The organism is Streptomyces sp. XH2 (genome assembly GCF_049725035.1).
Lineage (GTDB): Bacteria > Actinomycetota > Actinomycetes > Streptomycetales > Streptomycetaceae > Streptomyces > Streptomyces roseoverticillatus.
Genome location: NZ_JBMMMZ010000004.1, coordinates 66,499 through 84,168 on the forward strand (window position 1 = coordinate 66,499; position 17,670 = coordinate 84,168).

Annotated in this window: 17 protein-coding genes and 1 pseudogene; 9 read left to right on the forward strand and 9 right to left on the reverse strand. The window is 74.0% G+C overall.

The features are described 5' to 3' along the window. Window positions 1-107: 107 nt before the first annotated feature. The 7 genes from ACOTKD_RS09765 to ACOTKD_RS09795 all read right to left on the reverse strand — a co-directional run bounded on the left by ACOTKD_RS09765 (window position 108) and on the right by ACOTKD_RS09795 (window position 7,515). The gene (locus ACOTKD_RS09765; protein WP_424888475.1) at window positions 108-524 is read right to left on the reverse strand and encodes a hypothetical protein; all 417 of its coding nucleotides are present in this window, start codon (window positions 522-524) and stop codon (window positions 108-110) included. A gap of 123 nt (window positions 525-647) precedes the next feature. After that, window positions 648-1,895 (reverse strand): MFS transporter, encoded by a 1,248-nt coding sequence (locus tag ACOTKD_RS09770; RefSeq protein WP_424888476.1) that lies wholly within the window; start codon window positions 1,893-1,895, stop codon window positions 648-650. Next, window positions 1,892-3,376, reverse strand: a complete 1,485-nt coding sequence (locus ACOTKD_RS09775; protein ID WP_424888477.1) for an FAD-dependent oxidoreductase — start codon at window positions 3,374-3,376, stop codon at window positions 1,892-1,894. Before ACOTKD_RS09775 ends, ACOTKD_RS09770 begins: the two co-directional genes overlap by 4 nt. Further along, window positions 3,373-3,741 carry a hypothetical protein gene (locus ACOTKD_RS09780; RefSeq protein WP_424888478.1) on the reverse strand — a complete coding sequence of 123 codons (369 nt, stop codon included), beginning with the start codon at window positions 3,739-3,741 and terminating at the stop codon, window positions 3,373-3,375. The genes ACOTKD_RS09775 and ACOTKD_RS09780 overlap by 4 nt, the downstream gene beginning before the upstream one ends. After that, the gene (locus ACOTKD_RS09785; RefSeq protein WP_424888479.1) at window positions 3,741-5,156 is read right to left on the reverse strand and encodes an aspartate aminotransferase family protein; all 1,416 of its coding nucleotides are present in this window, start codon (window positions 5,154-5,156) and stop codon (window positions 3,741-3,743) included. The genes ACOTKD_RS09780 and ACOTKD_RS09785 overlap by 1 nt, the downstream gene beginning before the upstream one ends. A gap of 14 nt (window positions 5,157-5,170) precedes the next feature. Next, window positions 5,171-6,544 carry an NAD(P)/FAD-dependent oxidoreductase gene (locus ACOTKD_RS09790; protein WP_424888801.1) on the reverse strand — a complete coding sequence of 458 codons (1,374 nt, stop codon included), beginning with the start codon at window positions 6,542-6,544 and terminating at the stop codon, window positions 5,171-5,173. After that, the gene (locus tag ACOTKD_RS09795) at window positions 6,544-7,515 is read right to left on the reverse strand and encodes a glycosyltransferase family 2 protein (RefSeq protein ID WP_424888480.1); all 972 of its coding nucleotides are present in this window, start codon (window positions 7,513-7,515) and stop codon (window positions 6,544-6,546) included. Before ACOTKD_RS09795 ends, ACOTKD_RS09790 begins: the two co-directional genes overlap by 1 nt. A 371-nt stretch (window positions 7,516-7,886) precedes the next feature. Between ACOTKD_RS09795 and ACOTKD_RS09800 the strand changes: the two genes are divergently transcribed. Continuing rightward, complete coding sequence (locus tag ACOTKD_RS09800) at window positions 7,887-8,897, forward strand: hypothetical protein (protein WP_424888481.1); 1,011 nt, start codon at window positions 7,887-7,889, stop codon at window positions 8,895-8,897. 34 nt (window positions 8,898-8,931) lie between these two features. Beyond that, complete coding sequence (locus ACOTKD_RS09805; protein WP_424888482.1) at window positions 8,932-9,246, forward strand: putative quinol monooxygenase; 315 nt, start codon at window positions 8,932-8,934, stop codon at window positions 9,244-9,246. A 23-nt stretch (window positions 9,247-9,269) separates the two neighbouring features. On the opposite strand, the gene ACOTKD_RS09810 is transcribed toward ACOTKD_RS09805, so the two are convergent. Both ACOTKD_RS09810 and ACOTKD_RS09815 read right to left on the reverse strand, forming a co-directional pair. Continuing rightward, window positions 9,270-10,646, reverse strand: coding sequence for an LCP family protein (locus ACOTKD_RS09810; RefSeq protein ID WP_424888483.1), 1,377 nt, complete (start codon window positions 10,644-10,646; stop codon window positions 9,270-9,272). After that, window positions 10,639-11,064, reverse strand: coding sequence for a DUF6542 domain-containing protein (locus ACOTKD_RS09815; protein WP_424888484.1), 426 nt, complete (start codon window positions 11,062-11,064; stop codon window positions 10,639-10,641). Before ACOTKD_RS09815 ends, ACOTKD_RS09810 begins: the two co-directional genes overlap by 8 nt. A gap of 291 nt (window positions 11,065-11,355) precedes the next feature. Here ACOTKD_RS09815 and ACOTKD_RS09820 point away from each other — a divergent pair, with 291 nt between their 5' ends. From ACOTKD_RS09820 to ACOTKD_RS09850, 7 genes and pseudogenes are all read left to right on the forward strand, one after another. Continuing rightward, complete coding sequence (locus ACOTKD_RS09820; RefSeq protein WP_424888485.1) at window positions 11,356-11,775, forward strand: hypothetical protein; 420 nt, start codon at window positions 11,356-11,358, stop codon at window positions 11,773-11,775. Between the two features lie 163 nt (window positions 11,776-11,938). Further along, a pseudogene (locus ACOTKD_RS09825) lies at window positions 11,939-12,955 on the forward strand (chitinase); the annotation flags it as partial. Between the two features lie 277 nt (window positions 12,956-13,232). After that, complete coding sequence (locus ACOTKD_RS09830) at window positions 13,233-13,850, forward strand: RNA polymerase sigma factor (RefSeq protein ID WP_424888486.1); 618 nt, start codon at window positions 13,233-13,235, stop codon at window positions 13,848-13,850. After that, on the forward strand, window positions 13,847-14,716 hold the full coding sequence (locus ACOTKD_RS09835) for a hypothetical protein (RefSeq protein WP_424888487.1): 870 nt from the start codon (window positions 13,847-13,849) through the stop codon (window positions 14,714-14,716). The genes ACOTKD_RS09830 and ACOTKD_RS09835 overlap by 4 nt, the downstream gene beginning before the upstream one ends. A gap of 61 nt (window positions 14,717-14,777) precedes the next feature. Next, window positions 14,778-15,959, forward strand: coding sequence for a thioredoxin family protein (locus ACOTKD_RS09840; protein WP_424888488.1), 1,182 nt, complete (start codon window positions 14,778-14,780; stop codon window positions 15,957-15,959). A 55-nt stretch (window positions 15,960-16,014) separates the two neighbouring features. Next, window positions 16,015-17,385 (forward strand): OFA family MFS transporter, encoded by a 1,371-nt coding sequence (locus tag ACOTKD_RS09845; protein ID WP_424888489.1) that lies wholly within the window; start codon window positions 16,015-16,017, stop codon window positions 17,383-17,385. A 26-nt stretch (window positions 17,386-17,411) separates the two neighbouring features. Further along, entirely contained in the window at window positions 17,412-17,495 is an 84-nt protein-coding gene (locus ACOTKD_RS09850) for an MFS transporter small subunit (RefSeq protein WP_424888802.1), read from the forward strand. Window positions 17,496-17,670: the final 175 nt, after the last annotated feature.

Below are 17,670 nucleotides of genomic sequence, written 5' to 3' on the forward strand. Positions count from 1 at the left end.
CCAAATTGTTTTTACTGGCGCCACCCCGGGCCGGGGGGGGGCCCCCGGGGGGCCGCCGCCGCTCACGTACCGGACGGGTCCGGGTCAGACCCGGACGCTCGGGGCTGTCACGTCCACGTTTCCGGCCGCGGGTCGTGCAGGGCCGGGTCCTCGGGGGCGGGACGGTCCCGGAGCTCGGGCGGGACGGCTCCGTTCGACGGGTAGAGCAGGCGCCCGAGGGGATAGGGCTCGGCGTAGGTGGTGACCAGGCGGCGGACGGTGGCGGCGTCGGCCGTCACCGGGAAGCGGCGGCGGTCGGCGTCCGCGTCGTCCGCGCTGGGGTCGGGGTCGGTCAGGGTCGACCACATGTCCTCGGCCGCGCTGATGAGCTGGTCGAGTTCGTCGCGCACCCCCTGCCAGGCGCCTTCGCGCACCGCCTCGTCAATGCGGGAGAGGGTGCCGAGGATGCTGGCGTAGTCCTCGGCCAGCTGGTCCTCCTGGGGGGACGGGGCAAGGGTGTTGGCGACTGGCTCGGTGGTGTACACGGCACCTCCACGCAAGGGGAAACGGTTCAAGGCCGGGGTGGATGCGTACGAAACCCCCGCCCCGGCATCGTCGCGCGCCGCGGGGCCGACCAGCGCTCTCCACCGTCACCGGTCGGCGATATATCACTCGCACGGGCGAGCGGGGTGCTGACGCCGCGGGCCCGGGGGCATCGGCGGGCGGGTCGCCCAGGTGAGCCACACCGTCGCGAGCAGGCACACCGCCGTCATCGCGCACAGCACCACCGGCACCGCCCGTACGCCCGACAGCTCGATCGCCCTGCCCAGCGCGGGACCCGCTGCGACGCCGCCCACCATGGACGCGGCGATCACGTAGGCGGCCGCGCGGCGGGCGGTGGGGACGGTGCGGTGGAGCCAGGGCAGGCCGGTGGGGAAGACCGGCGCGATGAACAGGCCCACGCCCGCGTACGCGTAGGGGGCGAGGCCGGGGACGGCCGCGGCACCGGTGCACAGCAGCATGCCGGCGCAGCTGACGGCGACGATCACCGGCTCGGTCAGGCGTACGGCCAGCGGCACCACCAGGAACCGGCCGGCCGTCAGCATCAGCCAGTAGACGGAGGTGGCGGAGGCGGCCGTCGCGGTGGTGTAGCCGATGGTTTCGAGATGGGTGGGCTCCCAGCCGCCGACGCCCGCTTCGACGCCGACGTGCACGACGTACAGCAGGACGAACGCGCCCAGGAGCAGCACCGTCCGGCCGGCTCGCGGCGGGGGCGCGGGCGGCCCGGCCGGGCTTTCGGCGGACGCGGCCGGTTCCTGGTCGCGGACTCCCTTCAGGAAGAGGAGGAGGGCCGCCGCGAGGGCTCCGCAGGCGAGGAAGGCCACGGGGTAGCGGTCCGGTCCGAGGAGACCGATGAGGGCGGGGCCGGCGACCGCGCCGATGCCGAAGTGGGCGTTGAGGACGTTGAGCATGGCGGTGCTGCGGCGCCCGAAGCCGGTGGCGAACAGCTGGTTGAGCCCGTAGTCGATGCCGCCGAAGCCGAACCCCGCCACGAGCGCGGCCGCCAGGGCGAGCGGCCAGGCGGGGGCAAAAGCGAAGGCGATGCCGCCGAGGGCCATGAGGGCGTAGGAGGAGCCGAGGAGCACGCGGTTGCCGGCGCGGCCGTGGATGCGGTTGAAGGCGAGGACGCCGGTCACGCCGCCGACGAAGTGGGCGCTCAGCCCGAGCCCCGCGGCGGAGGGGGACAGCCCGAACTCCTCGCGCAGCGCGGGGATCGCGGGCCCGTAGAGGGACTGGAGGGCGCCGATGAGGACGAACCCCACGCAGGAGGCGGCGACGGCGGTGCGCGTGAAGAGGCCGCCGGGAGGACTGTCCGGCCGCGCGGGGACGCGCACGCCGGTGATCGGGTCGGTCATGGGCGCCCCGGCGCCGTGCTCAGGAAGCGTTCGGCGATCTCGTGCGCGAAGGCCATCACGGTGCCCTGCGGGCTGATGCCGGTGACGCCGGGCAGGACGCTCGCGTCGCACACGCGCAGCCCCCGGAAGCCGTGGGGGCGGCCGTGCTCGTCGCAGGTGCCGCCGCGCTCCGGCAGGCCCATGCGGGCGGACGCCATGCCGTGCACGGACACCAGTTCCCAGTCGCCGGGCCGGACGCGGCGGCAGAACTCCTCGGTCTCGGCGCGGGAGTGGAGCGGGCGCGCCGAGGCCACCGGCGGGATCAGCTCCCGGGCCCCCGCGGCGAACAGCACCTCGCCGGTGCGCCGGAACGCCTCGCGCAGCCTGCTGTGATCGGCGGACGTCATGCCGTGCCGCAGGAGGAGCCCGCCGCGCGGCGTGGCCAGGACCCGCGCCCTGCCCTGCAGGCGGACCTGGGTGGTGTACGACCCGAGCGTCGCGAAGGAGGCGAGCAGCCGGTCGAGGAGCTGCGGGGGGTGGCTCGCGAGGGCGGCGGCGAGCGTGCCGCGCGTGACGTTGGACGGCATCATCAGCACCCCTTCGCCGGCGAATTCGTGGACCTGTGCGGTGAAGATGGTGCCCCGGTCGGCGTGGACGGGCTCGTCGAAGCGGGCGACGGTGCGGAGGTTGACGTGCAGGGCCAGCTCGCGGCCCGCGGTCCGGCGGTGGATGCGGCTGCGCTGCAGGAGCGCGGGCGTCCGGAGCGGGCCGGCGGCGAGGAAGACCTCGCGGGCCCGGTGGACGGCGGTCCGCCCGCCGGGTCCCGCCGCGAGGACGCCCACCGCAGTGCCGTCCTCGTGCAGGATCCGCAGGACGCGGGTGCCGGGGACGATCCGGGCGCCCAGCGCCTCGGCTTCGGGGAGGTAGCTGACGGCCATGCTCTGTTTGGCGCCGGTGGGGCAGCCGGTGGTGCAGCGGTTGCTGTGGCGGCAGCCGAGGAGGGCCCGCCGGGCGGGCTGCCAGCGCCAGCCGAGCCGCTCGGCCCCGGCCGCGAGCAGGCGGGAGTCGTGGTTGCCGGCGCCGTGCGGCTGGGCGGCGACACCGAGGCGGCGGGTGATGAGGGCGAGGTGCGCGGCGAGGTCGGCGGCGCGGTATCCGGCCACGCCCGACTCGGCGGCCCAGCGGCCCAGCAGGGCGGGCGGGGGCTCCCACAGCAGCCCGCCGTTGACGACGGTGGTGCCGCCGACGCAGCGCCCCTCCCCGTAGGCGAGGGTGGGGGTGCCGAAGACGGGGGTCAGGCCGCCCTGCCGGTAGAGCAGGCGCATGTTCTCGGCGGGCGTGGCGGCGGCGATGCTGTCGGTGCTGACGCGCGGGCCCTCCTCCAGGACGGTCACCTGCAGCCCGGCGGCCGCGAGTTCCCGCGCGACGACGCTGCCGCCGGCGCCGGATCCGACGACGAGGACGTCGCTGTCGGGGGCACGCTCCCTGCGGACCGGGCTCACCGGTCCGCTCCCCGGTGCGGCACCGGCGGCGGCTGCCCGGGACGGCCGTCGAGGGCGCCGAGCAGGGCGAGGGCCGTGCTCGCCCGGACGACGTCCCCGAAGCCGGGCAGGGCGGCCAGCCGTCGCATGCCGCGGCGGCCCTCGGCCGCGGAGGCCTTGCGGAGGCCGCGTCCCGACACGAGGAGGAAGGCCGCCGGGAGCAGGCGCAGCGTCAGGGCGTACGCGGCCCGGTAGGGAAGCGGCAGGGTGTTCAGAGTGCCGGTGACGTGGGCTTCGGCGGCGGTACGGGCCTGGAGGGTGCGCAGGCAGCCGTACTGCCGCAGCCAGTACGAGCGCAGGCCGCTCGCGCGCAGCGCGCCGCGCATCAGGCGGTCACCTTTTCCTTGAGGAACGCGGCCAGCAGGCGGGTCGCGCCCTTGGCGAGCACGTCGTCGAGGGCGCGCAGGAAGAGGGCCGTCTCCTCCTCGCCCGCGACCAGGGGCGGGGAGACAATGAGGGCGATGTCCCGGTTGGAGCCGAAGAAGGTCAGGATCCCGTGCTCCCGGTACAGGGCGGCGATCACGGCGGCGGTGAGCAGCTTCGGTACGGCCTGCGGGTCGCGGGCGGCGGCGGGGAGGAGGGTGCGGACGCGGTCCGGGAGCTCCGGGCCGGGCCGCAGGAAGAGGCCGTGGAGGGCGCCGCGCCCCGTGGTGGAGGCCACGAGGCGGGGGTGGCGCGCGGCGATGCGGGTGAGGCCCGCGGACAGTTGCTCGCCGAGGGCCCGTGCACGTCCGGGAAAGTCCTCCTCCACGGCGACGAGGACCGCTTCGAGGGCGGTGGCGGTCTCCTCGCCGAACCCGTAGTAGGTGGTGCTGTGCAGCGTGGCGTCGGTGAGGTTGTCGTAGGCCCTGCGGAAGACGGGTCCGCGGGCCACGTACCCGGAGATGGAGGACTTCCCGCCGCCGAAGGACTTCGACATGGTGAGGACGTCGGGGACGAGCCCGGGGCAGCGCATGAAGTGGAAGAGCTCGCCGGTCTTGCCCCAGCCGGTGTACACCTCGTCGAAGACCAGGACGATGTCCTGCTCGGTGCACAGCCGCCGGACCTCGCGCAGGAACGCGGGCGGGCACTCGCGCAGGGCGGAGGCGCTGAAGGGTTCGAGCACGACGGCGTAGACGTCGCTGCGGCCCGTTGCGTCGCGGTGGCGTTCCAGGGCCAGGGCGAAGGAGGCGAGGTCCCCGTAGGCGAAGGAGTCGGTGCCGGGGATGCGGGGGAACTCGAAGTGGATCTCGGGCGAGGCGGTGAGGCTGCCGGCGCCGAGGAGCTTGCCGTGGAAGGCGATGTCCGTGTGGAGGACGGTGCCGCGCCGGCCGCCGTGGTATTTGTACGCCAGTTTGACCGCGCCCTCGACGGCCTCCGCCCCGGAGTTGGGGAAGTAGCAGACGTCGAGGTCGCCCGGGAGCAGCGCCGCCAGGTTGTGGCTGAGGGCGGCGACGTAGGGGGAGAAGAAGTTCTTGTGGACCTCCATGCGGCGGTGCTGCCGGAAGCGGTCGCGGGCGGCGAGGACGCGCGGGTGGTTGTGGCCGTGGTTGAGGACGCCGATGCCGCCGGTGAAGTCGAGGATCCGCCGGCCGTCGCGGAGGGTGATCCACGCTCCTTCGGCGCGCTCGACGAGGTCGCGGCCGAATCCGAAGGAGCCGATGAGGGAGACCTGGCTGCGGCTGACGTGCTTCTCGTAGAGGTCGTGGATCTGGTCGATGCCGAGGTGTTCGGCCTGGTCCAGGGTGATGAGTTCAGGCATGGGGGTCCTCGGGTTCAGGCGTGGGAGTCCTCGGGGGAGTTCCGGCGGCCGGGTTCGGTGCGCAGCCGGTCGGCGATGAGGCGGCCTGCGCGGCGGCCGTCCCGCACGGCGTAGTTGGTGCCGCGGTCCTCGGGGAAGACCTGGGCCATCCCGGCGAGGTAGAGGCCGGTCACGCGGCTCTGCACGGGCGGCATGACGCGGGTGTAGCCGGGGGTGATGACGGGCTGGGCGTGCTCGGCGCGCCAGACGTGGTAGGCGTCGACCCAGGTGCGGTCGAAGCCGGGGAACATCCGCTGCAGGTACGGCAGGCTGTGTTCAAACACCTGCTCGTCGTCCATGCGGTACAGCTCCGCGTCGGCGGGCAGGTATTTGGAGAGGTACGCGATGTGCCGGCCGCCGTAGCGGGCCGGGTCGTCCATGTTGGTGTGCTCGATCACGCCGACGTAGGGGAACGACGGGTCGTTGACGTTGAGCCAGTAGGTGTCGGAGAGCCGGCGGTTGTTCTCCAGGACCAGGCAGATGTTCGCGAGGTAGCGGATCCTGCGGAGCTGCCGCAGGAGGGGCGGCACGGAGGGGTGGGTGTCGCTCTGGTCCTCCAGCATGCCGGCGGCCAGTGCGGGGGCGACGGTCAGGAGGACCTGGCGGGCGGGGTGGAGCTCGCCGTCCGCGGTGCGGACGCCGGTGACCCGGCGGCCGTCGGTGACGACGGACCGCACGGCGGTGTCCGTGCGGATGTCGACGCCGTGGTCGGCGAGGCGTTTGCGCAGCGCGGTGAGGAGGGCGTCGCTGCCGCCGCGCAGGTAGTAGAGGGTCTCGCTGCCGGAGCGGGTGCGGCTGCCGCCGCGCAGGTGGAGCTTGGTCCACATCCAGGTGGCGCCGACCTCCGCCGCGTGGTCGCCGAACTTCCCCTCCAGCAGGGGCCGCCACACGACCTCGTAGACCCGGCGGCCGCCGAGGGAGACCAGCCACTCCTCGGCGGTGCGGTGCTCCAGCAGGCGCCAGTCGCGCACGCGCTGGGCGCGTACGGTCAGCAGGCCGAGCCGGAGCCGGTCGAGGAGGGGCAGCGGGGCGAAGCGGAGCAGGTCGAGGGGTTTCGACAGGCGGTAGACGGAGTTGGCGTAGTACATACCGGTGCGCGTCAGGTGGGGCTCCATCAGGTCGGCGATGCCGAGCCGGGCGCAGAGCCGCAGCATCTCCTCGTCGGAGGCGAACCAGTGGTGGTAGAAGCGTTCGAGGCGGCGGTCCCCGACGGTGAAGCTGCCCGCGAGGCCGCCGACGTCCGGTTCGCGTTCGAGGAGCCGTACGGTGTGGCCGAGCTCCGCGAGCTCCAGCGCGGCGGAGAGGCCGGTGAAGCCGGCGCCGACGACGATGACGTCCGGGTGCTGCATCACGCGACCTCCTCGACCGAGGCGAGGACGGCCCCGGGAATCGTGCTCCGCAACCGTTCGCTGATCACGTAGGCGGGCCTGCCCTGCACCTGGCGCAGGACGGCGTGGAGGTACTCGCCCACGGTGCCGACGGCCAGCGACTCCAGGCCGAACAGGGCGAGCGGCAGGGCCCCGGCACGGCCGCGGCGGGTGAGCGCCATGACGAGGGCCCCGGCGAGGGAGGCGGTGCCGGTCCACAGGGGAAGCCGCAGCGGGAGGACGGAGCCGCTGGTGAGGAAGGCGCTGCGGGAGAGGGCGAGCATTTTGGGAAGGGTGTATTTGGATTCGCCCGCGGCCCGTGGGTCCCGCTGGTATTCGATGGTCGTCTCGGGGAAGCCCGCCCAGCTGACGGCGCCGCGCAGGAAGAGCTCCCGGTCCGTCAGTCCGGTGAGCAGGTCCACGACTTCCCGGTCGAGCAGCCGGAAGTCTCCCGTGTCGAATGCGACGGGGTGGTCGGAAATCCTGCCGAGGAGCCGGTAGAAGGCGAACGCCGATAAGTTCTTGAAGGCGGTCTCGCCGTGTCTGGCGGTGCGCCGTGCGGAGACCACGTGCCATCCCTGGCGCCAGCGGGCCACCATTTCGGGGATGATTTCGGGAGGGTCCTGCAGATCGGCGTCGATGACGACGACCGCGTCGCCCCGCGCCTCCTTGAGCCCGCCCAGGCAGGCCGCCTGGTGGCCGAAGTTGCGGCTGAAGCGGACGGCCCGCACCATCGGGGACTCGCGGGTGAAGGTCCGTATCAGGTTCCAGGTGGCGTCGGCGCTGCCGTCGTCCACGTAGATGACCTCGTAACGGACGCCTTCCACGGGGTGCAGGGCCCGGGCGATGCGGTCGTGGGTGCGGGCGAGCACCGCCTCCTCGTTGTAACAGGGCAGGACGACGCTGATCAGGTGGGTGGTCGGGGACGGTGGGCTGGTCTGGCTGGCAGGCATGGGCCTCTCCTGTGCCGGGAGCCGGTTGTCGCCGTGCGGGATTGTCGCCGCAAGGGTTTGTCTCCTGGCCGCTTTTTGCCGTGACGGCTTCTCCGCGCTGCCTTCATTGCCGCGCATTCCGGATACTTTCCCCTTGCATCGATCGACGGTAGCCGACGGCCGAGCGGGCGGGCAAGATCCCTGCAGCCGGGGACCGCGGCCCTGCGAATACCGGTTTCCGGACCGTATTTCCCGGGTGGCTCAGTGCCGCGTGCGGTACCGGCGGCGGGGGCCGAGACTGGACGCGGGCCCCGGCCGGCCGCCGCCCCCTGTCCGGGCGGAGCAGGCCCCGGACCGGGCATGACCCGGACGTCTGGAGGAAGGGGACGCGCGTGCCCGGACACGGCGTGCCCCGCGGCCCGGAGGCCCCCGCGGCCGCTCCCACGAGGCCCGCGGTGCTGGGCCGCCGGGCCGTCCTGGCCGGGGCCGCGGGCCTCGCCCTCGGCGGGTCCGGGTGCGGGACCGCGCCCCCGCGCAACGCCCTGGGCAGCGCGCCGCCGTCACCCGCCGGGCTCCCCCGCCCGGCGGCGTGGCGCCCCGATCCCTCCGACATCCGGCCGGACGTGAAACTGCGCGCCGTGCGACTGGTCGAGGCCCTGGGCACCTGGCGCGACGGCGCCGGGGGCGTGGCGAAGGCGCGGGAGCGGGTGGCCGCGCTCGGCCTGCCGGCCGCGCTCGCCGGGCAGGCCGGACCGCTGCTGTCCGGCGCGGACGCGGCCGTCGTCGAGGTGACGGACGCCCAGTACGGCGGGATCCTGGCCGGTTCCGCGAGCGTCCTGGTCGTCTGCCGGCAGTGGACGCGCACGGGCGACGGGCCCGTGGCGGCGGGCGGGACGACCGTGGACGTGCGCCTGGCCGAGGGGGCGCCGCGCTGGTCGGTCGGCGAGCTGCGCCCGGCCGCCCCCGGGCCCGCGGCGGACAGCCTTCCGGAGGCGGCGCGGCGGGTGCTGGACGAGGACCGGATCCGGCTGCCCGTGGCCGCCGAGGCCGACGTCCGGGGCGGCGGCGTCCACGCGAGCGTGCTGCGGGCGATGCTCCGGCTCGCGGAGCGCTACCGCATGGACGTCAGCGTCGTGCGCTCCGGCCATCCTCTGAACGTCTTCGGCACCGGCCGGCCCAGCGACCACCCGCCGGGCCGGGCCTTCGACGTGTGGCGGATCGACGGCCGCGCGGTGGTCGACCGGGCGACGCCGCGCGCGCTGGTCGAGGCGTTCATGCGCGACGCCGCCGCCGGTTCGTACAACGTCGGGGGCCCGCTCCTGCCGCCGGGGGCGGGTGCGGGGCCGCAGTTCTTCACCGACGACACCCACCACGACCACGTGCACGTCGGCTTCGGCAGCTGAGCCGGCCGACCGCAGGGCGCCGTGAGGAGGCCCCGTGACCGTCGAGTACATCCGTTACCGCATCGCCGGCCCGGAGCGGCGCGCCGCCTTCGAGAAGGCCTGCGCGGCCGCCGCCGAACACCTGTACGCGGCGCCGCAGTGCCTGGGCTACGAGCTCGCGCGCGGGGTGGAGGAGCCGGAGCGGTTCGTCCTGCGGATCGAGTGGACGTCGGTGCACGACCACGAGCAGGGCTTCCGCGAGGGGCCGCACTTCCGGCCGTTCCTCGCGGAGCTCCGCCCGTTCGCGGGCGACATCGAGGAGATGAAGCACTACGAACGGCTCCTCGTCGTCGCCAAGGGAAGGGTCTGAGGTCTTAAGGACCCTTCCGGGGGTCAGTCGACGCAGGGCACTCCGCCCATCTTGACCGGCGGGCCCTGGAAGGAGCCGGAGGAGACGGGATCGGACCCGCCGGGCTTGGCGTCGCCATCCGGCTCGGCACCGCCCGGCTCGGCACCGCCCGGCTCGGCGTCACCAGGCTTGGCATCGCCTCCGCCCGGGTCCTTCCGCTCCGTCTTCGGCCCCGTCATCGCCTGGACGAGGGACTTGACCTTCGCCGGGTCGACGAGGTTGACGGCCTCTCCCTTGCGGGTGGCGAAGCCCTCGATGGGGAGGGTGTGGAACTCGGCGTTGCCGCCGGTCAGGTTGGGCGCCTGCCGGGCGAAGTCCAGGATGTTCCACCGGTTGTCGATGACGACGTCCTTCTTGATGACGTCGAAGAGCCCCTGCAGCTTCCCGAGGTCGCTCCACACGCCCTGTTCCTGGAGCTTGTGCGTGACGGACGACAGGAACGCCTGCTGGCGGCGGGTGCGGTCGAGGTCGCCGCCGGCCAGGCCGTGCCGCTGCCGGACGAACGACAGCGCCTGGCGGGCGTCGAGCTGCTGCGGTCCGGCGGGGAAGTCGGCGCCGGAGTACCGGTCGCGCACGGGGTGCTTCAGGCACACGGGGACGGGCTGGACCACCTTGGCGATGTCGTAGAAGCCCAGCAGGTTGAGCTCGGCGAAGTGGTCGATGGGCACGCCGAGGAAGCGCTGGACGGTGGCCAGCGTGGCTTCGCGGCCGGCCTCGCGGCCGCGGTGCTCCAGCTCGGCGCCCTTGACTCCCCGGGCCGACAGCTTCTCCTCGGCCTCGGCCTTGGCGATCCCGTACGCCTCCTTGATCTTGTGCTCGCCCCGCCCGCCGGCGATCTCGACGTAGTCGTCGCGCGGTATCGAGAAGGCCGTCACCTTGCCGCCGCCCGGCGGGATGTGCATGAGGATGAGGGTGTTGGTGTTGTAGCCGCCGATGTCGCTGGAGCCGGCGTGCAGTTCGTCCTGGACGAACTCCTTCGGCAGGTCGTTGCCGTTCATGTCCTTGCGGCTGTCGAGGCCGATCAACAGCAGGTTCACGGCGCCGTCACGCCCCGGCGGCGCGCCGTCGCGCAGGGCGTCCAGCGCGCTGGAGGTGTTCACGCCGCGGTCCAGCCAGTGGTAGGCGCACCAGCCGACGCCGCTGGTGAGCATGACGAGCGCGGAGGTGAGGCAGACCGCGATGCGGGCCGCGCGCCCGGGTGTGAGGGAGGGTCCCCCGGCGCGGCGCCCGCGGGGGCGCGGCCCGCCTGGGCGGCCGCGGCCGGTGCCCTGCGCACGGGGCCGGGCTCCGGGGTGCCGGCTGTCGCGGCCGCGGTTGCGGTCGCGGTCACGATTGCGGTTGCGGTGGTACGGCTCAGGCATGGCAGGCCCTCCTCCCCCGGCCGGGGCGCAGCGCGCGCCCGGCCAGGACGACGGCCGCCGTGGCCTCGGCCGCCGCCATGGCGGGAAACGTGTCGAGGGCCCAGTGCACGACGGCCATCACGAGGCTGCCACCGCTCCTGCCCGCGCCCGCGGCGAGCTGGGCGCCGACGGCCACGACGGCGATGACCAGGGGCGGGGCGGCGAGCACCCACCACGTACGGCCGCGGGGGCAGAGCCCCGCGGCGAGGGCGGCCGCGGCCGCGGCGGTGAGCACGAAGACCAGGCCGAGCCCGGCTCCGGCCGCCTCGTCCGCGCCGGCGCCCGCCACGAGCAGCGCCGCCGGGGCGGACGCCGCCGCTCCGGCGCGCCGCGCCCGTTGCTGTGCCTTCCCCGGTGTCCCGGTCCGCCTACGGCCCATACGTGCTCCCCATCGGATCCGGCCGCCGCACGTCCACGGCAACCTGGCAACTTTCACAGTTGCGCAATATAGCAAGTGTGACGAGACGTCCCCGGCCGGCGGCACCCGGGGGCGTATCGTCTCATTCGCCGGGACCGTACCAATAACAGTGGTTCAAAGGGGAGTTGGCGCGGAAAATATGAATTCCCCGGAAAAATTCCATGTGCACGACGGAATCGGCGGCACGACCGGAACCACAGACCGGAACGCAGACCGGAACCGACGCAGACCGGAACCGCAGAAGGGCGGGCCATGACACTCGACCGCAAGCGCCGCCTCCCCCGCGCCGCCGCCGCGGCACTCCTCGCCACCGCCGCCGTGTCCCTCCTCGCCGTCCCCGCGGCCGCCGAGGGGGCGATGGAGATCACCGCTCCCGGCCATCCCGTCCGCACCGGGCAGGCCCTGCGCATCAGCGGGGACGGCGACGACGACACCGCGCGGTACCTGCGCGCCTGCGTCCAGGAACGCACCCTCGGCGCCGGCGCCTGGCGCACGGTGGGCTGCGGCCGGACCGTGGCCTCGGGCGACGGCGCGACCGTCGAAGCGCTGGTGCGGGCCCGGCGCCGCGGCGCGCTGCAACTCCGGGGCGTCCTCTACGGCCTCGACGCGCCGGGGGACCCGCACCCGGACGTGGTGCGCAGCTCCGCCGTGCGCATGGTCCGCATCCACTAGCCCCGAACCCTGCCGGAAGCCTTGACACAACTCTGGTCCAGACCAACGATGTTCAGCGCGCAACCGGTCCCCCGCCCCTCGCGCGCGTCCGGCCCCGCCCGGACCATCGGGAGCTTCCGTGAGACGACACCGAGTCCGCCGAACCCGCCGAATACACCGTGCCCTGCTGTCCGCCCTCGCCACCGCGGCCACGGCCGCCGGCCTCGTCCTGGGCGGGGGCGGCGGCGCCCGCGCCGCCGGGGCACCCCTGCCACCGCACGTCTTCGCACCCTACTTCGAGACCTACAGCCCCGAGAGCCCGGCGGACCTCGCCGCGCGGTCCGGGGCGAAGCACCTGACCATGGCGTTCCTGCAGACCGAGGCTCCGGGCTCCTGCACGCCCTACTGGAACGGCAACACCGGCAAGCCCGTCTCCGCGTCCGTCTTCGGCAGTGACATCACCGCCATCCGCGCCCGCGGCGGCGACGTCATTCCCTCCTTCGGCGGATACGCCGCCGACAACGGCGGGACGGAGCTGGCGGACAGCTGCCCGGACCCCGCCCGGATCGCCGCCGCGTTCGAGAACGTCGTCACCACGTACGGCGTCACCCGCATCGACCTCGACATCGAGGACAACTCCCTGACGAACACCGCCGGGATCGACCGCCGCAACAAGGCCGTCAAGCAGGTGCAGGACTGGGCGGCGAGCACCGGCCGCACCGTGCGGTTCTCCTACACCCTGCCGACGACGACCCACGGCCTGGCCGACAGCGGGCTGGCCGTGCTGCGCAACGCCGTCGCGAACGGCGCGCGCGTCGACGTCGTCAACATCATGACGTTCGACTACTACGACGGTGCCGCGCACGACATGGCGGCGGACACCGTGAGCGCCGCGAACGGGCTCCACGCCCAGCTCGCGCGGCTCTACCCGGCGAAGACGCCGGCGGAGCTGTGGGCGATGACCGGCGTCACCGAGATGCCGGGCATCGACGACTACGGCCCGGCCGAGACGTTCACCGCGCAGGACGCGGTCCGCGTCCGCGACTGGGCGGTCTCCCAGGGCATCGGCACCCTCTCGTTCTGGGCGCTGCAGCGCGACAACGGCGGCTGCCCGGGGACGAAGGGGTCCGACTCCTGCTCGGGGATCGAGCAGGACACGTGGTACTTCAGCCGGACGTTCGCACCGTTCACGAGCGGAGGCTGACCTCCCGGCCGGTCAGGGAGGCTGACGTCCCGTCCGATCGCCCCGGGGGCGCGCGGCCGGCGCCGCGCGCCCACCGCGTCTCCCTTGTCCCCCCCTCCGCACGACATTCGGACGATCGGCCTGCACGCCAGGGGCCCCGTTTCGCTTGGCTGATGGGTGAGGGCCCTGTGGCCCCCGGGTGCCGAGAGGACGGCACCGTCCATCGGCGAGAGGACGTGCAGGTGCAGGTACAGGCATGCGATTGTCGGCCGCCCGGGCCCGGGGAGGGAGCCGCATGACCGGCATCACCGGGCGGCGGACCGGGCCCCGGCCCTGGCCGGCACTGCGGGAGGACCTGTCGGAGGGCCTGCCGGCCGACTTCGTCGCCTTCTTCTCGCTCCACCACCGGCCCTACCTCCGCTACGCCCACCTCCAGCTGGACAGCGAGCCGGACGCCGAGTGGGTCGTGGAGGAGGTCTTCTGCCAGCTGGCGCTGGCCTGGGGCGAGGTGCGGCGGCAGCCGAACCCCGCCGCGTACGCCCTGGCCGCCCTCAAGGAGAAGATCACCAAGCTGCTGGCGGCCAGGCGGCGCGGCGCCACGGCGCTCGTCGAGACGGCGGCGTTCGCGGCGGTCCGGGAGGCGAGCCGCGCCCGCTTGGAGGTGCTGGAGTCGCGGCTCGGGCTGTACGCGGCCATCACCCGGCTCCCCGACCGCCAGTTCGACGTGGTCGTGCTGCGCTACGTGCTCGGCTATCCCGTGCAGCGCGTCGCCGGGATCATGGGCATCTCGCCCGCCACGGTGCGCTCGCACGTCCGGGGGGCGAGACGGCGCCTGGCCCGCGATCTGGAGATCGCATGGACTCCGGAAGCCCCTGACGCTCCGGAAGCCCGGGAAGGAGAAGAGGAGGCGTGAACCACATGCGCCAGGAACAGGGAAGCGACCGGCCGGCCGGCATCGACGGGGTGCTCGCGGAAGCCGCCGTGCCGACGGGCACGTTCGACGGCTACAACGAGCGGGCCGCCCTCGCGCGGATCGCCGGCCGCGTCGTGTGGAACCGGGCGGACGCCATGGACCGCCGCGCCCAGAGCATCCGCCACGACCACGACCGCGCCGGCCGAGCGGTGCCCGCCGCCCCGCCCCTGGGCACGGCCAGGCGCACGGCCCTGCACGAGCGGGCGGCCACGGAGCTGGGCTCGCTCTCGGCCCGCGTCGTCCACGACCGCTCCGCGGTCGCCGCGATGGCCCGGCTGGTCGACGACCCGGCGATCGAGCCGCGCGGCGCGCTGGCCTTCGCCTGCCTGCTGCACCTCGCCGGACGCCACGAAGGCGCGGCGTTCTGGTGGCGGTTCGCCGCCGGCGCCGGCTCCGCGACGGCGGCCCGCTGCCTGTACCTGCACCACCTGCAGCACAGCGAGCGGCAGGCCGCGCAGTGGTGGCTCCAGCAGGCCGCCGGGCTGTACGCGCAGGACGGCGACCGGATCCTCGGTACGCCGCCCACCCCCATCCGCGGCGACCGGCGGCCGAGCCGCTACGGCGTGGTCGAGTCCTCGGCGCGCTTCTTCTGGGAGGAGGGCGAGGAGGGCCCGGACCGGCCCGCCGGCCCGGGTGCCCCCGCCGCGCCCTCGCCCGACGAGCGCTGGTGGCGTGCGGTGACCACCCATCTCACCGCCGCCGTACGGAACCTGGAGGCGCACAGCGACGCCGACTACGGCACGGTCCCGCAGCCCGCGCCGTACCTCGCCGCGGAGCTGGAGGACTGCGCGGGGACCCGGGCCTGAGCCGTACGGCCCGCGGCGGACGGCCGGCTCCGCGCCACCGGGCCGCGCCTAGCATGGAGGCATGAGCGCACGTGTGATCGAGTTCCCCCCGCGAGGCATCCCCGGCACCCTCGTCCGCTACACGGAGGGCGGCGGCGAGCCCGTGGAGCTGGACGCGTGCGGCCCGGTGGCGCTGTCGTCCGGCTCCCGGCTCGTCTACGTGCTGGACGCGACCGGTGCGGACGGCGGTGACGGCAGCGGGGAGACCTTCGACGCGGACACCCTCGCCACCGCCCTCGCGCAGCTGCCGTCCGACGCGTTCGTCGTCGCCGACCTGGCCGGGGCGACGGACGCCCTGGTCCGGGCGATCGCGGGGCAGCGGGCGCTCAGGACGCTCGTGCTGGCGGGCGACTTCACCGACGAGGGGGTCGCCGCGCTGGGCGGCATGCCCGAACTGACCGATCTCGTCCTGGAGTCCGCGCGGTTCACCGGCGCGGGGCTGGCCGCGCTCGCCGGCTCGGAGACGGCCGCGTCCCTGGACTCCCTCGTCCTCAGCGAGGCGGCGGCCTTCCGGCCGGAGCACCTCCGTGCGCTCGCGGAGGCGCCGCACCTGACGACCCTCGCCTTCGACGGCATGCCCTTCGGCCACGATCTGGCCGGCGCCGTGCTCACGCACCTCCCGCAGCTGGCCGAGGTGTCGGTGGCCGAGCGCCCCGGGCACGCGCTCGACCCGGCGGTGCTGGAGCGGCTGCTGGCCGCCGGGCTGTGCGTCAACGGCATCTCCGCGCCGCCCCAGAACGCGGCCCTGTTCGCCGGTGCGGCCGCCGAGGCCGCGACGCCCTCCTCCGCCGCCGGGCAGGACGACGAGGACGATGAGGAATACGAAGACGGCGAGGACGGCGAGGACGGCGATGAGGCTCCGGAGGAGCGCGGTGTCCTGCGCGAGGTCGTGGCGGAGGACGAACTGGAGCGGCTGCTGGCCGGACCCGTGCCCGTACTCGTCGGCCTGACGGCTCCGTGGTGCGGCCCCTGCGCCTTCCTCACGCCCGTCCTGGAGGACGCGGTCGAGGCCCGCGGAGCCGCCCTGACCGGGGTGAAGGTCGACGTCGACCGGGCCGCGTGGGCACAGGAGCGCTTCGATGTCCTGGGCGTCCCCACGGTGCTGCTGCTCCGCGAGGGCCGCGAGGTCTTCCGCTTCAGCGGTGTCGCTTCGCGCCGGCAGCTCGAGGGATGGCTGGCCACGGCGGGGGTCGCCGCCCGCTGACCCCTGGGCCGCGCGCGGTCTGTCCGGAAGCCGCCGGGCGTTGTAGCGTCCGGGCATGCCTGCCCGATCCGGTGTCGTCGCCCCGCCGGGGTGGAGCCGCTGGCTGGTCCCGCCGGCCGCGCTCTCCATCCACCTGGCCATCGGCCAGGCCTACGCCTGGAGCGTGTTCAAGCCGCCGCTGGAGTCCTCGCTGGGCCTGTCCGGCACGGCGTCGGCGCTGCCGTTCCAGGTGGCCATCGTGATGCTCGGCCTGTCGGCTGCGTTCGGCGGCACGTTCGTGGAGCGCAGGGGTCCGCGCCGGGCGATGGCCGTGTCGGCCGCGTGCTTCTCGTCCGGTTTCCTGGTGGCCGCGCTGGGGGCGGCCACGCGCGAGTACTGGCTCGTGGTGGCGGGCTACGGCCTCATCGGCGGGACGGGCCTGGGCATCGGCTACATCTCGCCGGTGTCCACGCTCATCAAGTGGTTCCCCGACCGTCCGGGCATGGCCACGGGCATCGCCATCATGGGATTCGGCGGCGGCGCCCTGATCGCCTCGCCGTGGTCGGCGGAGCTGCTGTCGGCCTTCGGCACGGACGCGCCGGGGATCGCCCGGACGTTCCTGGTGATGGGCGGTGCGTACGCCGTCTTCATGACACCGGGCGTGCTGCTGGTCCGGGTGCCGCCGGATTCCCCGGAGGCGGCGGCCGGACGCGCGGCGGGCGCGCCGTCCCGCGGGTTCGTCACGACGGGGCAGGTGTCGGCGCGCAACGCCCTGTGCACACCGCAGTTCTGGTGTCTGTGGGTCGTCCTCTGCACGAACGTCACCGCGGGCATCGGCATTCTGGAAAAGGCCGCCCCGATGATCACCGACTTCTTCGCGGACTCCTCCTCCCCCGTCGGTCCGGCCGCGGCCGCGGGTTTCGTCGGTCTGCTCTCGCTCGCCAATATGCTCGGGCGGATCGTGTGGTCCTCGGTCTCCGACGCCGTGGGGCGGAAGAACATCTACCGTCTGTATCTCGGGGCGGGTGCGCTGATGTATCTCCTGCTCGCCCTCGCGGGTGATTCCGCGAAGCCCCTGTTCATCGCGTGCGCTGCGATGGTGCTGTCGTTCTACGGCGGCGGTTTCGCGACCGTGCCCGCCTATCTGAAGGACCTGTTCGGGGCCTACCAGGTCGGTGCGATCCACGGCCGGCTGCTGACGGCCTGGTCCACGGCCGGGGTGCTCGGGCCGCTCATCGTCAACGCGGTCGCCGATGCCGGGAAGTCCGCGGGCCGGACGGGGCCCGGCCTGTACACCACGTCGTTCCTCGTCATGATCGGGCTGCTGGCCGTGGGCTTCGCCGCCAACGAGCTCGTACGGCCGGTGCACCCGCGCCACCACGAGCCGGCCGGCGGCGGGGACGGGCGGCAGGCGGCCGCCGTACCGGAGAAGGGAGCGGGCGCGTGACCCCTGTCCGCAAGGCGGTGCTCGTGGTGAGCTGGCTGTGGGTGGGAGCGCCTTTCGCGTACGGAGTGTACGAACTCACCCTAAGGCTCCGGCAATTGTTCACCGGGTGAGCGGGCCGGGAATTGAAGCAGAGGTGCTCCGGCGCACGAGAAATACCCCGGACATATTGACGTCCGGGGTATTTCTCTGCGTATATTGGGGGTTTCCCTGCCTTCGCAAATCAGGGCAGGGGGAAGCTTTATGAGGCCATCATATCCCGGCGGGAGCTGAATTGTCAATCGCGGA

Bases quoted from the DNA above. Each gene is read 5' to 3' on its own strand.
- ACOTKD_RS09815 (WP_424888484.1), bottom strand. From the start codon at position 11,064: ATGGGCCGTAGGCGGACCGGGACACCGGGGAAGGCACAGCAACGGGCG.
- ACOTKD_RS09785 (WP_424888479.1), bottom strand. From the start codon at position 5,156: ATGCCTGAACTCATCACCCTGGACCAGGCCGAACACCTCGGCATCGAC.
- ACOTKD_RS09840 (WP_424888488.1), top strand. From the start codon at position 14,778: ATGAGCGCACGTGTGATCGAGTTCCCCCCGCGAGGCATCCCCGGCACC.
- ACOTKD_RS09810 (WP_424888483.1), bottom strand. From the start codon at position 10,646: ATGCCTGAGCCGTACCACCGCAACCGCAATCGTGACCGCGACCGCAAC.
- ACOTKD_RS09820 (WP_424888485.1), top strand. From the start codon at position 11,356: ATGACACTCGACCGCAAGCGCCGCCTCCCCCGCGCCGCCGCCGCGGCA.
- ACOTKD_RS09770 (WP_424888476.1), bottom strand. From the start codon at position 1,895: ATGACCGACCCGATCACCGGCGTGCGCGTCCCCGCGCGGCCGGACAGT.
- ACOTKD_RS09830 (WP_424888486.1), top strand. From the start codon at position 13,233: ATGACCGGCATCACCGGGCGGCGGACCGGGCCCCGGCCCTGGCCGGCA.
- ACOTKD_RS09845 (WP_424888489.1), top strand. From the start codon at position 16,015: ATGCCTGCCCGATCCGGTGTCGTCGCCCCGCCGGGGTGGAGCCGCTGG.
- ACOTKD_RS09780 (WP_424888478.1), bottom strand. From the start codon at position 3,741: ATGCGCGGCGCGCTGCGCGCGAGCGGCCTGCGCTCGTACTGGCTGCGG.
- ACOTKD_RS09795 (WP_424888480.1), bottom strand. From the start codon at position 7,515: ATGCCTGCCAGCCAGACCAGCCCACCGTCCCCGACCACCCACCTGATC.
- ACOTKD_RS09790 (WP_424888801.1), bottom strand. From the start codon at position 6,544: ATGCAGCACCCGGACGTCATCGTCGTCGGCGCCGGCTTCACCGGCCTC.